The sequence below is a fragment of the Microbacterium sp. GXF6406 genome, from assembly GCF_054798215.1.
Window position 1 is genome coordinate 20,706 of record NZ_JBSJZH010000025.1, and the last position, 15,394, is coordinate 36,099.

Annotated in this window: 12 protein-coding genes; 7 read left to right on the forward strand and 5 right to left on the reverse strand. The window is 67.8% G+C overall.

What is annotated here, in order from left to right; translation table 11 throughout:
* Positions 1-4: 4 nt before the first annotated feature.
* On the reverse strand, positions 5-1,168 hold the full coding sequence (locus ACWAUG_RS12230) for an AI-2E family transporter (RefSeq protein ID WP_460802628.1): 1,164 nt from the start codon (positions 1,166-1,168) through the stop codon (positions 5-7).
* Between the two features lie 60 nt (positions 1,169-1,228).
* Between ACWAUG_RS12230 and ACWAUG_RS12235 the strand changes: the two genes are divergently transcribed.
* The gene (locus ACWAUG_RS12235) at positions 1,229-1,528 is read left to right on the forward strand and encodes a chorismate mutase (RefSeq protein WP_298040176.1); all 300 of its coding nucleotides are present in this window, start codon (positions 1,229-1,231) and stop codon (positions 1,526-1,528) included.
* A gap of 3 nt (positions 1,529-1,531) precedes the next feature.
* On the opposite strand, the gene ACWAUG_RS12240 is transcribed toward ACWAUG_RS12235, so the two are convergent.
* Genes ACWAUG_RS12240 through ACWAUG_RS12255 form a run of 4 tightly spaced genes read right to left on the reverse strand, consistent with a single transcriptional unit; the run spans position 1,532 to position 5,336 of the window.
* Positions 1,532-2,125, reverse strand: coding sequence for a short chain dehydrogenase (locus tag ACWAUG_RS12240; protein ID WP_298040175.1), 594 nt, complete (start codon positions 2,123-2,125; stop codon positions 1,532-1,534).
* A 37-nt stretch (positions 2,126-2,162) separates the two neighbouring features.
* Complete coding sequence (locus ACWAUG_RS12245) at positions 2,163-3,086, reverse strand: carbohydrate ABC transporter permease (protein WP_298040174.1); 924 nt, start codon at positions 3,084-3,086, stop codon at positions 2,163-2,165.
* A 1-nt stretch (position 3,087) separates the two neighbouring features.
* A complete protein-coding gene (locus ACWAUG_RS12250) occupies positions 3,088-4,044 on the reverse strand; it encodes a carbohydrate ABC transporter permease (RefSeq protein ID WP_460802629.1) in 957 nt (318 codons plus the stop codon).
* 41 nt (positions 4,045-4,085) lie between these two features.
* A complete protein-coding gene (locus ACWAUG_RS12255) occupies positions 4,086-5,336 on the reverse strand; it encodes an extracellular solute-binding protein (RefSeq protein WP_298040171.1) in 1,251 nt (416 codons plus the stop codon).
* A gap of 239 nt (positions 5,337-5,575) precedes the next feature.
* Here ACWAUG_RS12255 and ACWAUG_RS12260 point away from each other — a divergent pair, with 239 nt between their 5' ends.
* The 6 genes from ACWAUG_RS12260 to ACWAUG_RS12285 all read left to right on the forward strand — a co-directional run bounded on the left by ACWAUG_RS12260 (position 5,576) and on the right by ACWAUG_RS12285 (position 15,008).
* Positions 5,576-6,487 carry an SIS domain-containing protein gene (locus tag ACWAUG_RS12260; protein WP_460802630.1) on the forward strand — a complete coding sequence of 304 codons (912 nt, stop codon included), beginning with the start codon at positions 5,576-5,578 and terminating at the stop codon, positions 6,485-6,487.
* Entirely contained in the window at positions 6,484-7,482 is a 999-nt protein-coding gene (locus tag ACWAUG_RS12265; RefSeq protein WP_460802631.1) for an ROK family protein, read from the forward strand. The genes ACWAUG_RS12260 and ACWAUG_RS12265 overlap by 4 nt, the downstream gene beginning before the upstream one ends.
* Positions 7,479-8,411 carry a 1-phosphofructokinase family hexose kinase gene (locus tag ACWAUG_RS12270; RefSeq protein ID WP_460802632.1) on the forward strand — a complete coding sequence of 311 codons (933 nt, stop codon included), beginning with the start codon at positions 7,479-7,481 and terminating at the stop codon, positions 8,409-8,411. The genes ACWAUG_RS12265 and ACWAUG_RS12270 overlap by 4 nt, the downstream gene beginning before the upstream one ends.
* Complete coding sequence (locus ACWAUG_RS12275; protein WP_460802633.1) at positions 8,408-9,250, forward strand: class II fructose-bisphosphate aldolase; 843 nt, start codon at positions 8,408-8,410, stop codon at positions 9,248-9,250. The genes ACWAUG_RS12270 and ACWAUG_RS12275 overlap by 4 nt, the downstream gene beginning before the upstream one ends.
* Positions 9,247-10,002: a DeoR/GlpR family DNA-binding transcription regulator gene (locus ACWAUG_RS12280; protein ID WP_460802634.1), complete on the forward strand. Its 756-nt coding sequence runs from the start codon at positions 9,247-9,249 to the stop codon at positions 10,000-10,002. Before ACWAUG_RS12275 ends, ACWAUG_RS12280 begins: the two co-directional genes overlap by 4 nt.
* Positions 10,003-10,214: 212 nt before the next feature.
* Positions 10,215-15,008, forward strand: a complete 4,794-nt coding sequence (locus tag ACWAUG_RS12285; protein WP_460802635.1) for an NPCBM/NEW2 domain-containing protein — start codon at positions 10,215-10,217, stop codon at positions 15,006-15,008.
* The last annotated feature ends 386 nt before the right edge of the window (positions 15,009-15,394 follow it).

The following is a 15,394-nucleotide window of genomic DNA, read 5'->3' on the forward strand; positions in this document are numbered from 1 at the left end:
GTGCTCAGATCCGCGTATCCTGACGCGGGATCCAGACCTGCTTGATGATGATGAGGATGGATGCTGCGACCGGCACCGCGACCAGCGCGCCGAGCAGACCGAGCAGCGTGCCGCCGGCGAGGGCGCCGATGACGACGAGTGAGCCGGGGATCGAGACCGCGCGGTTCATCACCTTCGGGGTGAGCACGTACGCCTCGATCTGCATGTACACGAGGTAGATCGCCGCGAACAGGACCGTGAAGAGGATGTTGCCGGTGAACAGCGCGACGAGCGTGCCGATCACCCAGAACAGGATCGATCCGACGAGCGGGATGAGGGTGACGAGGAACGCCGTCACCGCGAGCAGGATCGGGAACGGCAGACCGAACGACGTGTAGAGGATGAGCACGACGATCGCGTTGAAGAACGCGAGGGTCACCATGCCCTGCACGTACCCGCCAACCGAGTCGGTGACCTGGTCGGTGAGCGCGCCGATCCGGACGCGATCGCGCGCCGGGATGAGGCGCAGCAGCGCCTGCTTCATCCCGGGCAGGGTCGAGACGAAGTAGATGATGAGCACGAGGACGACGATCGAACCCGAGATCGCGTTCGCGATGGAACTGCCGACCTGGAAGGCGCCGCCGCCGATGGTCAGCAGGTTGCCCGGATCGGTGAGGAACTTCTGCGCGTCGGCGAGCAGATCGTCGATCTTGTCGCCGAACTGATCCTGCAGCGTCTGGAAGAGGTCGGTGTGCTGGAAGTCGGAGATCATGCCGGGGATGTCCTTCACGAACCCGGAGATCTGCTTCACGACGACGGGGACGATCGCCCAGACGACGAGCCCGAGCACGAGGACGAGGCCGAGGATCACGCAGAGCACGGCCACCCCGCGGCTCAGCCCGCGCCGTTCGAGGAATCGGACTGCCGGGTCGAGGCCGAGAGCCGCGAACAGCGCCAGGGCGATGTAGATGATGACGGTCGACAGGTTCGACAGGGCGAGTCCGAGGAGGATCGCCGCGAGTCCGCCGAGGGTCATGAGGAAGCCGAAGATGAACGGCCTGTCGATGCGGGTCCAGAACGACTTCGACGACGGCTCGGGGTCGACGACCGGTCGCCCCTCGAGGTGCTGCTCCGGGATCTTCGGCTCGTCTGCGGCGGGCGTCGTCATCCGGGCGCTCTTCTTCTTCATGCGCCCACTCTAGGGCCCCGGCGCGCGATATCGTCTTAACCGTTCACGACGAGGAGAGACATGACCGACGCCGAAGAAGCCCGGGCCGAACTGCTGCGCCTGCGCGGCACGATCGACAACATCGACGCCGCACTCATCCACATGCTCGCCGAACGCTTCCGTGCCACGCAACAGGTCGGCATCCTCAAGGCGACGCACGCCATGCCGGCGTCCGACCCGAACCGCGAGGAGCAGCAGGTCGCTCGTCTCCGCGCGCTCGCCGCAGACGCGAACCTCGACCCCGAGTTCGCCGAGAAGTGGTTCAACTTCGTCGTCGCGGAGGTCATCCGCCATCACACCGCGGCCGCCGAGGGGCGCTGAGCCTCAGACGGCGATGACCCGCCCCGTGCCGATCCCCTCGACCGCGAGCGTATAGGCGCGGCCGATCTCGGCGTCGGGCACCGGTCGCTGGCCGGCGAACAGGCCGTGCTGGTGCGCGGAGCTCTCGAGCACGTTCGGGGAGACGGCGTTGATGCGGATCCCGCGCGGAGCTTCGGCGGCGGCGGTGACGATGAACGACTCCACGGCGCCGTTGGCGGCGGCCGCTGCTGCACCCGTGGCGATCGGCTCGCGGGCGAGGACACCGGTGGTGAGGGTGATCGAGCCGCCGTCGTTCAGATGCTCGAGCGCGGTGCGCACGAGCGCGAGCTGCGGCAGCGCCTTGCCGGTGAAGGCGCGAAGATAGTCGTCGGCGTCCAGCGAGGTCAGGTGGCCGAAGGGCACGGACCCGGTCGCGGCGATGACGGCATCCACTCGTCCCGAGCGCGCGAAGAGCGCCGACACCGAATCCTGATCGGCGATGTCGACGCTCCAGTTGCTGCTTCGAGAGGCGCGCAGCACATCGTGCCCGCGCTTCTCGAGGGTGTCGCTGACGACCCGGCCGATGCGTCCTGTGGCTCCGATGACGATGATCCTCATGGTGCCGATGGTATCCGCCGGGTCGTCAGCTCTCTGCTTACTTCACCGATCCGGCGGTGAGGCCGCCGACGAGGCGCTTCTCGATCATCATGAACAGGATGACCACGGGCAGGATCGCCACGATCGAGACGCCGAAGACGTATTGCCAACTCGTCTCGTACTGACCGACGAACTTGGTCAGCGCGACGGCGAGCGGCTGGTTCTTATCGGTCGACAGGATCACGAGGGATGCCGCGAACTCGTTCCAGCAGGAGACGAAGGTGAAGACGATGGCGGTGACGATTCCCGGCCAGACCAGCGGCAGGTTGATCTTGAACAGCACGGTCAGACGTCCCGCGCCGTCGATCTGGGCCGCCTCGTCGACCTCCTTCGGGATGCCCGCGAAGAAGGAGTGCATGATCCATGTCGCGAACGACAGGTTGAACGCCGCGTTGACCAGGATCATCGCCGTCCACGTGTCGCCGATGCCGAGCCAGTTGAACTGGCGGAACAGGCCCGAGGTGAGTACGGCCGGCTGAAGCATCTGGGTCACGATCACGAGGAACAGGAACACCATGCGGCCGGGGAACTTGAATCGGGCGGTGTAATAGGCCGCCGGCATCGCGACGAGCAGCACGAGCACGGTCGCGCATACGGCGATCACGACCGTCGACATGAGGTTGAACGGCAGTGGCGTCTCGGGGGTCGACCACATCTTGATGTAGTTGTCCCAGTTCCACTCGACGGGGAAGTACGTCGGGTCGACCGAGCGGATCTGCGACTTCGTCTTGACGGAGCCGAAGAACATGATGATGTACGGCAGAACGAAGATCGCGAGCACGACTGCTCCGGCGACCATTCGCCAGATCACGTTCTTGAGGGGGACCTGGTCCTCCGTGTAGCGGCGACGGCGCTGACCGACGGATGACGCGGCACGGCCGTTCCCGGATGTGGTGATGACGCGCGTCTCTGTGATGGTCATCTCACACCTCCTTCATGGGCTTGACGATCTTCACGTAGGCCGCGACGATCACGATGACGATGAGGAAGGCGATGACCGACAGGGCGCTGGCCACGTCGACCTTCTTCTGAAGCTCGATGTACTTGAAGATCATGGTCATGATCGTGTCGGCGTCGTAGCCGGGTATCGATCCGGTCATGACCTTCAGGATCGGCAGCGAGTTGAACACGTTGATGATGTTGATGAGCACCGCGACGCTGAGCGCGCCGCGCAGCTGCGGGAACACGATCGACCAGTAGGTGCGGATGGGGCCGGCGCCGTCCATCTTGGCGGCCTCGAGGGCATCGCCGGGGACGCTCTGCAGGCCCGCGAGCAGCGTGTAGGTCGTGAACGGCAGCGATACGAAGATCGCGATGACGATCGACCAGGCGAAGGCGGTGCCCGGGTTTCGCGTCCATCCGAAGCCCTCGGGGGTGTCGACGAGGCCGACGTCGACGAGGAATTTGTTGATGATGCCGAAGTAGGGCTCGAGGCCGTAGTAGAACACCATGGTCGTCATGACGACGGATGCCGCCCACGGGATGATGACGGCGAGGCGGACGATCTGGCGCCCGGGGAAGGCCTTGTTGAGGATCTGGGCGAGGCCCAGCGACAGCACGACCGTGATCGTCACGACGGAGACGACCCAGATCACGGTGCGTCCGAGGATCGGCCAGAACGCCGGGAACGCGAACACCTCGCGGTAGTTGTCGAAGCCGACCGAGCCCTTGTCGAGGCCGGAGAGCCCGATATCGCGGGTGGAGTTGAAGAACATGACTCCGGCGGGGAAGAACACGACTCCGAAGATCAGCACCAGTGCCGGTGCGATCCAGGGCAGTGCCCGCAGCAGTTCACGTCCGCCGGGGCGCTTCGGCTGAAGCGTCTCGGGGGTGCGGGGGCGGCGCGTGGCCGCCCCCGCGGGATTCGAGGATCTCGTCATCTGGCTCATGGATCTCTCCCGAACCCCTTTCTTACCGGGCGTCAGCCCGCGTCGACCTGAGTCTGGATCTCTGCCAGGACGTCTGCGGCGGACTTGGACTGCAGCTGACCGAACAGCGACTTGAACGCGCCATCGGCGACCGACCACTGGGGGTTGGTCGAGGGGAAGAACTGCGCGTCGGGCAGAACCTCGAGGAACGGCGCGAGGGCCTCCTCGTCGGCCAGCGCCTCGGAGCCGGACTTCGTCACGGGCAGGAAGCCTTCGGCCTGGACCCAGGGCACGTAGACGTCAGCCGAGTAGAAGTAGTCGAAGAACGCCGTGATGGCCTCGGCCTTGTCGCCGTCGTTCTGGAACGCCATCAGCTGGTCGGCGACGCCGAGGGTGAAGGGTGAGCCGTCCTTGGTGGGGATCGGAACGATCGAGTAGTCGAGGTCGGGGTTGTTCTCGGCGATCTGGCCGACCGTCGGCGGGAGGCCGACCTGCATGCCGATCTTGCCCTGGATGAAGATGTCCATCAGGGGCGAGCGCTGCGTGGACCCGGGGTCTGCCTGCGTGGCGCCCGCGTCGATCATCTTCTTGATCTGCTCGGCGCCCGCGAGGTTCTCCGGGGTGTCGATGGTGATCTCGGACTCGTTGCCGAAGGATCCGCCGCCGCCCCACAGCCAGATGGCTGCCTCGGCCTGCGCCTCTTCGGATCCGAGCGGCATGCCGTAGCCGGCGATGCCGCCGCCGAGGCCGGAGACCGCGGTGGCGGAGCTCAGCAGCGAGTCCCAGTCGGTGGGGGCTTCGACGCCGGCCTGCGAGAGCAGGTCGTTGTTGACGAAGAGAGCGCGTGCCGACGCGATGAACGGCAGCGCGTAGGTGGTGCCGTTGAGCTGCTCGTTCTTGATGAACGACTCCTGGAAGTCGGAGAAGGTGTCGGGGCTCGTGACCTCTTCGACGTCGTAGAGCAGGTCGTCGGCCGCGAAGCCGGCGAAGGGGCCGCCGTTGTAGATGTCGGGGGCTTCGCCCGACTGCACCTTGGTGGCGACGACGCTCTCGAGGTTGTCCCACGACTGGACCTCGAGGTTCACCTTGATGCCGTCGTTCTCGGCCTCGAAGCCCTCGATGACGTCTTCCCACAGGCCCTTGGTGTTGTCCGAGTAGCTGGGCACGAGCAGGTTGATGGTGGTCGAGCCACCCTCTCCGCCGCTGCTGCTGCCGCTGTCGGCGCCGCCGAACCCGCACGAAGCGAGAGCGAGAGTTGCGGTCGCCGTGATGGCGACTGCACCGAACCGCAAAGACTTCTTCATGTCATTCCTCACTGTGTGATGTGCACTGCTGCGAGAAAACAGATCTCACGCGACTGTGCGTGGTCTTGATACGCGACTTCGCGTACCTTCGTCCATTCCTGGTGTGCTGAACATTACCTGGATTTGTGAAGTGTGTGAACAAATGTTTCCAGATTGTGTCCGTGAGTCTATATGATTGAATCACCCACAAAAGAACCATAAACCTTCAAAGCCCGCACGTCTAGAACGGAAACTCACTCATGACTGATCAGACCCCCGCCGCCGCCGGAGCGCACATGCGGGCCGAGCTGCTCTCCCAGCCCGAGACCTGGGCACGCGCCGCTGAGATGCGCGACGAGCAGAAGATCCTGCCCTCCGCCGGGCAGCGGATCGCCGTCGTCGGCTGCGGAACGAGCTGGTTCATGGCCCAGTCCTACGCAGCGCTGCGCGAGACCTCCGGCCAGGGGATCACCGACGCCTACGCGGCATCCGAGGCATTCCTCGATCGTGGCTACGACGCCATCGTCGCGCTGACCCGCTCGGGCACCACCAGCGAGGTCCTCGAGCTCACCGAGCAGGTCAAGGGCAAGATCCCCGTCATCGGCGTGATCGGCGACCCCGACTCGCCGCTTGTCGAGCTCGCCGACGCCGCGGTGCTACTGCCGTTCGCCGACGAGACCTCGGTCGTCCAGACCCGTTTCGCGACCACCGCGCTCACCCTCTTCCGCGCCTCTCTCGGCCTCGACGCCGATGTCGCCCGCTCGATCGCCGATGCCGAGGCCGTGCTCTCCGCCGATGACGATGAGACGCTCGCCACCGCCGAGCAGTACACGTTCCTCGGTCGCAACTGGACGATCGGCCTCGCCCACGAGGCCGCGCTGAAGATGCGCGAATCCTCGCAGTCCTGGACCGAGTCCTACCCGTCGATGGACTACCGTCACGGTCCGATCGCCATCGCCGCTCCCGGTCGCATCACGTGGCAGTTCGGCGTCGCCCCCGAGGGCCTGTCGGGCCAGGTCGAGGCGACCGGCGGCCGCTTCGTGCAGCACGACGTCGACCCGCTGGCCGACCTCGCCCGTCTGCACCGCGTCGCCCTCGACCGTGCGGTCGGCAAGGGTCTCGACCCCGACCAGCCCCGCAACCTCAGCCGTTCGGTCATCCTGGACGCGTGAGCATCTCCGATTCCGCAGCACCGCGCGAGGGCGGCGACGAGCAGTCGTCGCCCCGTCGCGGTGCTGCGCCATCGGCGCGGGGGATCGGCGCGGGCTCGCCCGTGCTGGCCTTCGACGTCGGCGGCACCGATATCAAATCCGCGCTGTTCGACTCCGAGGGCAACGCGGTCGGGCTGCAGCGCACGCCGACCCCCGTGCTCGGCGACGACCCGGCGGCGGCGCTGATCGACGAGATCGCGCGCCTCGCCGAGGGGCTTCGGGCGCGGCATCCGGAGATCGCCCCCGAATCGCTCGGATTCGTGGTTCCCGGGATCGTCGACGCGGATGCCGGGATCGGCGTCTTCGCGAGCAATCTCGGGTGGCGGGATGCTCCGCTGCGCGCGATCGCGGCCGACCGCTTCGATCTGCCGATCGCCTTCGACCACGATGTGCGCTCCGCGAGCTGGGCGGAGCACGAGCTCGGGGGCGCGCGTGCGCACGATGATGTGGTCGTCATCATCATCGGCACGGGCATCGCCGGCGCCGTGCTCGTGGGCGGCGAGCCGTATACGGCAGGGGGATACGCCGGCGAGATCGGGCACTCCCCGGTCGCCGATGGCCCGGACTGCCCCTGCGGATCCCGCGGATGCCTCGAGGCCATCGCCTCGGCCGGCGCGATCGCCCGCCGATACAAGGCGAAGACCGGGGTCTCCCCGGACGGCGCCAAGGACGTCATCGCCCGCGCGGCGGCCGGGGACGAGACCGCGGCGCGCATCTGGAACGATGCGCTCGACGCATTGACCATGTCACTCGCGCAGCTGACCGCGATGTTCGCGCCGGAGGCGATCGTGATCGGCGGCGGGCTCTCGCGCGCCGGAGGCGCCCTGTTCGACGAACTGCGTGCGCGTCTGACCGAGCGGCTCAGCTTCCACCGGATCCCGGAGCTGCTGCCCGCAGAACTGGAGGGCAATGCCGGACTGCTCGGCGCGGCCCTGCGAGCGAGGGAGCTCACATGATCCTCACCGTCACCCCCAACCCCGCGGTCGACATGACCTGGGAGATCGACCGGATCGTTCCGGGCGGCTCCCACCGCGCCGAGACCGGAGCCGTGCGCGCCGGCGGGAAGGGCCTGAACGTCGCCCGCGTCGCGCATGCCCAGGGCGTCGACGTCCTCGCCGTGACCACGGCCGGGGGAGCGACCGGAGCCGAGCTGCGCGCCGAGCTCGAGGCCAGCGGCGTGCCGCACCACCTCCTGCCGGTCGCCGCCGCCACGCGGCGCAGCATCGCCTGGGTCGATCGCTCCCTCGGCGACACGACGATCGTCAATGAGCGCGGCATCAGCCCGACGACCGCCGAATGGGCCGAGTTCGTGGGCGCCGTGCACGAGCAGGCCGCCCTGGCATCCGTCGTCGTGATCTCGGGAAGTTTCCCTCCCGGGGCACCCGAGGGGCTGCTCGAGGCGCTCATCGCAGCCTCCGGCGAGCGTCCGGTCATCGTCGACACCTCCGGGCCCCTGCTGCTCGCCGCGGCCGATGCCGGAGCATCCGTCCTCAAGCCCAACCGGGCCGAGCTCTCCGACGCGACCGGGCTCTCCGACCCGCTCGACGGCGCCCGCGAACTGCTGCGCCGCGGTGCCGGGCTCGTCATGCTCTCCCTCGGGGAGGAGGGGATGCTGGCGGTCACCCGTGATGCGGTCCTCTCGGCTCGTCTTTCCGCACCCCTCGCCGGCAACCCGACGGGAGCCGGCGATGCCGCGGTCTCCGCCGTCGCGACCCTGGTCGCCGAGGGCATCACCGACACCGAGACCATCCTGCGCCGCGCGACCGCCTGGTCGGCCGCGGCCGTGCTCATGCCCCTGGCGGGCGACATCTCGCCGCGGCATCCCGAACTGGCGGAGGACCTCACCGTCTCCGCGATCGACACCGAGAAGAAGGACACCGAATGACCCTCGCCTCCGCCGCCGACCTCATCCGCGAAGCCGCCGCCCACCCGCGCGGCATCGCCGCGTTCAACGTGATCCACCTCGAGACCGCCGAAGCGCTGGTCGCAGCATCCGAGCGGGCGGAGCTGCCCGTGATCCTGCAGATCTCTCAGAACTGCGCGAAGTACCACGGGGGCCTCGAGCCGATCGCGCTCGCGACTCTTGCTGTCGCCCGCCGGGCGGCGACGCCGGTCGCTGTGCACCTCGACCATGCCGAGGACCCCGAACTCGTCGATGAGGCCATCGACCTCGGTTTCGGGTCCGTCATGTTCGACGGCGGAGCCCTGCCCTATGACGAGAACGTCGCGCTGACGGCCGCCGTCGTGAAGCGTGCGCATGCCGCGGGCGTCTATGTCGAGGGCGAGCTGGGCGAGGTCGGCGGCAAGGATGGCGCCCATGCGCCGGGCGTGCGCACCGATCCCGCCGAGGCGCAGGCCTTCGTCGCCGAGACGGGAGTGGATGCTCTCGCCGTGGCCGTCGGATCCTCGCACGCCATGCTCGACCGCAGTGCGTCGCTCGACATCGAGCTCATCGCGCGTCTGCACGCGGCCCTCGACGTGCCGCTGGTGCTGCACGGGTCCTCCGGCGTCGCCGATGCCGTCATCGCGGATGCCGTGCGGGCCGGCATGACCAAGATCAACGTCTCGACGCATCTCAACGGATTCTTCACCCGCGCCGTGCGCGAGAAGCTCGCCGCGGATGAGCGTCTGGTCGACTCGCGCAAGTACGTCGCGCCGGGTCGGGATGCCGTGACCGAGGAGGCCGCGCGCATGCTGCGCCTGTTCGCCCTGGAGTCCGTGTGAAGCGCGCGGCGCGTCTGACCGCGATCCTCGATCTGCTCGCCGACCAGGGCGAGGTCTCGGTCGATGAGCTCGTCGACGGGTTCGACGCCTCGCCGGCCACGATCCGCCGCGACCTCGACAGCCTCGCCGAGCAGCGCCTGCTGACGCGTACGCACGGCGGCGCGGTCGCGCAGTCGGTCGCCTACGAGCTGCCTGTGCGCTACAAGAGCCACCAGCGCTCCGAGGAGAAGGAGCGCATCGCGCGCGCCGCATCCGCGCTCGTCTCGGCGGGTGCCGTCGTCGGACTCTCCGGCGGGACGACGACCACGGCGATCGCCGCGGCACTGGCCGCCCGTGATGACCTCGGGGAGTTCACGGTCGTCACGAATGCGGTGAACATCGCCGCTCAGCTGGCGACGCGGCCCGACATCAAGGTCGTCGTCACCGGGGGAGTGATCCACTCCCGCAGCTATGAGCTCGTCGGCCCCTTCGTCGAGCAGCTCCTCGGCGGCATCCTCCTCGACATCGCGTTCATCGGCGTGAACGCGCTCTCGGCCGAGGATGGCGCGGCGACGCATGACGAGCGCGAGGCCGCGGTGAACCGGCTCATGGCCTCGCGGGCGGTGCGCGCCGTCGCCGTCGCCGACTCCGACAAGATCGGCCAGAAGGCGTTCGCCCATGTTGGTGGCGCCGAACTGTTCGACACCGTCATCACCGACGCCGAGGCCCCGGAACTGACGGCTGCCGGCTATACGGTTCTCGTCGCGGAGTAGCCCCTCGCAGAAGCCCCGCCGCCGCATCCGGCCGGGGCTTCTTCGGCGACCCCGCCCGGTCGTCCATTAATTCGCTAGCCCGATGAACAAATTCCTTGACCCTTCCGGGCCCCGCTTGCTAGCCTCAGCTCAACGATTGACTATGCGCGATTTATGCGCAGTTCAATCACGAACCATCACAATATGCGGTTACGCGACGAAGCGGGAGCATCATGACGGCAATCACCACCATCCGAGGGCGGACGAGCCCTGACGTGCGGAGAGGAGGTGCGATGCTCGTCGCCGCGCTCGTTGCCGGAGGCGCGCTCGCGTTCTCTCCGGCAACAGCAGCGCCAGCGCATGCGGCTGACGACGTCACCGCGGAAGTTCCCGTCCAGGAGGGCAGCGCCCTCGGCGCGATCACCGACGTCACCGAGACCGATGGCGCCGTGGTCTTCGAGACCGAGTCCGGTGGCAGCATCCGCGCAACCTTCCTCGATGAGCGCACGGTCCGCGTCGAGGCCGATCCGACCGGCGAGTTCACCGACCCGGCCAACAGCCCCTCGGGCAACCCGACCGAGACCGCCGAAATCATCGTCGGCGACGAGACCTTCACGGGCGCCGACACGACCGTCACCGAGGGCGAGACCATCACGGTCTCCACCGACAGCGTCGTACTCGAGATCGAACGCGACTCGGGCCTCATGTCTCTTCTGCGCGCGGACGGCAGCGTCGTCTGGGAGGAGAGCGAGCCCCTGAGCTTCGGCGAGAAGTCGACGACCCAGCACCTGCAGGCCCGGGCCGGAGAGCAGTTCCTCGGCGGCGGCATGCAGAACGGACGATCGATCCACACCGGTTCCGTCCTCAACGTCGCCCGCAACTTCAACTGGGAAGACAACGGCTACCCCAACGCCGTGCCCTACTACATGAGCAGCGAGGGCTACGGAGTCCTGCGCAACACGTTCGACCGCGGCACCTACGACTTCACCGCCGACCCGACGACGACGCACGAGGAGAAGCGCTTCGACGCCTACTACTTCGTCGGCGACTACAAGCAGTCCCTCGACGGCTACACGCAGCTCACGGGTCGCCCGATGATGCCGCCGGTGTACGCACTCGAGTACGGCGACGCCGACTGCTACAACCGGTCGAGCTCCACGTACGAGGGTCAGCCCGTCGAGGGCAAGATGAACACGATCGACGCGGTCGACATGGCCAAGCAGTTCGTCGACAACGACATGCCGGCCGGCTGGATGCTCGTCAACGACGGCTACGGCTGCGAGTACACGCAGCTCCCCGAGACCGTCGAGGGCATCAAGGACCACGGTCTGCAGACGGGCCTGTGGACGCAGCGCGCGCTGACCGAGCAGGAGTACGAGGTCGGCGAGGCCGGCGTCTCGATGCGCAAGCTCGACGTCGCCTGGGTCGGCAACGGCTACCGCATGGCGCTGACCGGCTGCGAGGCGGCCCACAGCGGCATCGAGCAGTACTCGGACGCCCGTGGCACCTCTCTCATGGTCGAGGGCTGGGCCGGTTCCCAGCGCTGCGGCATGCAGTGGACGGGCGACCACGCCGGAAACCTGGATGCTGTTCGCTGGCAGGTCTCGGCGCTGACCGGCGCCGGAAACTCCGGCATGCCTTTCACGACGGGTGACGTCGACGGCATCTTCGGCGGCTCGACGACCAGCTATGTTCGCGACCTGCAGTGGAAGGCGTTCGCGCCGGCGCTGTACTCGATGAGCGGCTGGGCCGGGGTCGACAAGCGTCCGTGGCTCTACGGCGACGAGGCGACCGAGATCAACCGCAAGTACCTGCAGCTGCGTCAGCAGCTCATGCCGTACATCTACACGCTCGCGGCCGGCGCGCACGCGACCGGTACGCCGATGATGCGCTCCATCGCGCTCGAGTACCCGAACGACCCGATGGCGTACGGCGCCGAGGCGAACAACGAGTTCCTCCTGGGGACCGACTTCCTCGTCGCTCCGGTGTTCACCGACTCGTCGGTGCGCAACGACATCTACCTGCCCGAGGGGCAGTGGGTCGACTACTGGACCGGTGAGATCCACGAGGGCGGCCGCGTGCTCAACGGCTACGAGGCGCCTCTCGACACGCTCCCGGTTCTGGTTCGCGCCGGTGCCGTCGTGCCGCAGGGCCCGATCGCGCGCAACGCGTCGCTCGTCGCCGCGGATGCTCCGATCACCCTCGACGTCTACCCGCAGGGCGAGTCGAGTTTCGAGCTCTATGAAGACGACCAGGTCACGCGTGAGTACCAGAACGGTGCGACGTCGTCGCAGCAGTTCACGGTGACGGCTCCGGAGCAGAACGCCGGCGACGTCACGGTCACGATCGGCGAGCGTGCCGGCGAATTCGCCGGCAAGGCCGAGTCGCGTCCCTACGCGCTGCAGGTGCACACGGGCTCGTCGCCCGCGGCCGTCACGCAGGACGGCGTCGAGATCCCGGCCGTTGCAGACGCCGCGGCTCTCGAGGTCGCCGGCACCGGCTGGTACTTCGACGCGGATGCCGCGGGCGGCACGATCTTCGTGAAGGCGGATGCTGTGGCATCCAGCGCCTCCTCGGTGATCGCCCTCACCGGCACGAGCGCGGTCGGCGGCAACGACATCGACGCCGCATCGCTGACGGTCGACGTGCTGCTGGACGACAAGGTCGCCCAGGGAGACACGACCGTCGCCCGCGTGACGGCCACGAACTCCGGTGACCGGGCGAAGTCCGATGTCGCCGTCTCGCTGGGCCTCGCATCCGGCTGGGAGATCGTCGACGCGGACAACGCCGAGATCGCAGAGCTCGCCGCTGGCGCCTCGGCGACGGCATCCTTCACGATCCGTCCGACGGATCAGGCGGCTGCCGGTGGGGCCACGGTTCGCGCCGCGGTCACCTACACCGCGGCATCCGGCGAGTCCGTCGAGAAGAGGGCGGCGAACCAGATCTACGTCGTCTACGGTTCGCTGGCCGGCGCCTACAACCACGTCTCGGTCACCTCTCTCGAGACGCGTGAGCTGGGCGACTTCGACGGCGGCGGCGCGACCTTCTCGGCCGAGGCGCTCGCCGATGTCGGCGTGACCCCCGGTTCGACCGTGAACGTGGCGCTGCCCGGAGGCGACGTCGACTTCACCTGGCCCGATTACGAAGACGGCAAGCCGAACGCCGTCGCACTGGACGGTCAGACGATCGCTCTGGATGGCAAGGGCAGCCACCTGGCTGTTCTCACTTCGGCGGCCGCCGGCGGCGGAACGTCGCCGAACCTGACGATCCAGTACACGGACGGCACCACGCAGACCGAAAGCCTGTTCGTGCCGAACTGGCTGAAGACCGACACGGGCAGCGCGACGGTCGCGATCGAGCCCAAGGGGCGCAACAACCGCAACAGCGAGACACTCGAGTACGGCGACTACGTCTACGCGGTGTACGCCAACACGGTTCGCCTGAACCCGGGCAAGACGGTTGCTGCGGTCATCCTGCCGGTGGCGACGAACGTGAAGTTCTTCGACTGGCAGGTCGTCGAGCAGGAGATGCCGGAGGCTCCGGTCGGAACGGTTCACGTCTCGGATCTCGAGTGGATCGACGCGACGAACGGCTGGGGCGTCATCGGCAAGGACGTGGCGAACAAGGATGCCGCGAACTCGCCGGATGTGCCGCTGATCATCAACACGACCGATGAGCTGAAGAAGACCTACGACAAGGGTCTCGGTGTTCACGCGACGTCGAAGATCACCTACTACCTGGGTGGCCAGTGCACGACGTTCACCTCGGATGCCGGCCTGGAGGACGGCTTCGCCGGAAAGGTCATCTTCCGCGTGGACGTCGATGGTGCGCAGAAGTACCAGGGCAAGACGTTCACCGGAGGCATGCTCACCGAGCAGATCACGGTCGACGTCAGGGGCGCCCAGTACCTCGAGCTCAAGGTCGACCCGACGGACGACGGTGCCATCAACGGCGCCCATGGCGTCTGGGGGCAGCCGATGCTGGTGTGCGCCGACGGCGAGCCCGGCGAGCCCGGCGAACCCGGTGAGCCGGAGGACACGACGGCACCTGTCACGATCGCGGAGCTCAGCGGCACGGCGAATGACGCCGGCTGGTACAACGAGCGTCCGACGCTGACCCTGTCGGCGACGGATGACGTCGAGGTCGAGGTGACCCAGTACCGCCTCGGCGATGGTGCGTGGAACACCTACACCGAGCCGGTGCTGCTGCCCGAGGGGGAGACGGTGGTCTCGTACCGCTCGATCGACACTTCGGCGAACTCCGAGGATGACCAGGTCATCGACGCGGTCCGGGTGGACACCGCACCGCCGAGCGTGACGGTCTCCGTCGATGAGCGTTCGTTCGTCGTCGAGGCAGAGGACGCGGTGTCGGGTGTGGCCGACATCGAGTTCTCGCTCGATGACGGAACGAGCTGGGCCGCGTATGAGGCGCCGGTCGCGGTCGGGGGCGAGGGCGGATCGATCATCGCCCGCGCCTCGGACGTGGCGGGCAACATCTCGGCCGCGACGGATGCCGTCGTCATCGACGCGGTGGGCGGCACGGACCCCGAACCGGAGCCCGAGCCGACCACGCCGTCGATCGTGGCGAGCCCCGAGGCCCGCCCCGGTGAGGAGATCGTGGTGCGCTTCAGCGGCTTCGGCGCGGATGTCGCCGGCGAGGTGTGGCTGCACTCCGACCCCGTGCTGCTCGGCGAGTTCGCCGTCGACGGTGAGGGCGAGGCTGTGGCCCGCTTCCGGATCCCGGCTGACGCAGAGGCCGGAACGCACACGCTGCGCGTCCTGGTCGACGGAGAGGTGCTCGCCTCGACCGTGCTGATCGTGGTCGCGGCCGACGACGAGCCCATCGTGGTTCCGGGCGTCGACCCGTCCCGTGATGGCCTGGCGGCCACGGGCATGGCCACCGGCCCGGTGGTGATCACGGGCGCGATCGCGCTGCTGCTGATCGTGGGCGGTGCGCTGGTGCTGTGGATACGACGGGCCCGTGTCCTGCGCGCCGACGATGAAGGCGGGGCGGCGCCCAGCGCCTGATCCCGGCTGAATGACGAGGGGCTCTCCTGCGCGATGTGCGCGGGGGAGCCCCTTCCTCATCTCGCCGCGACGCGCCCGGGTTCCCGTGCTGATTTGCCCGATCCCCGGAACCCGCGTAAGTTATTACTTGTTCGCCCCACAGGGTTGAGAGAAAGCCTCCGGCTCACCTCCCCTCAAGCGGCGGACAAGCTCCCGAAAGTTCTTCATCACTTCGGTGTGGAGATGCTTCGGGAGTTGCTCTGTGGTTACCGCAGATCGGGTCTGGTTCGCCGGGCACGCCGATTTGACTCACGGTTGCCGCGGGGTAAAATAGAGAAGTTGCCCTTCGGGCCTGGTCGTGAGGCTGGGTCGTGGGAGCATCCGATCCTTGAGAACTCAACAGCGTG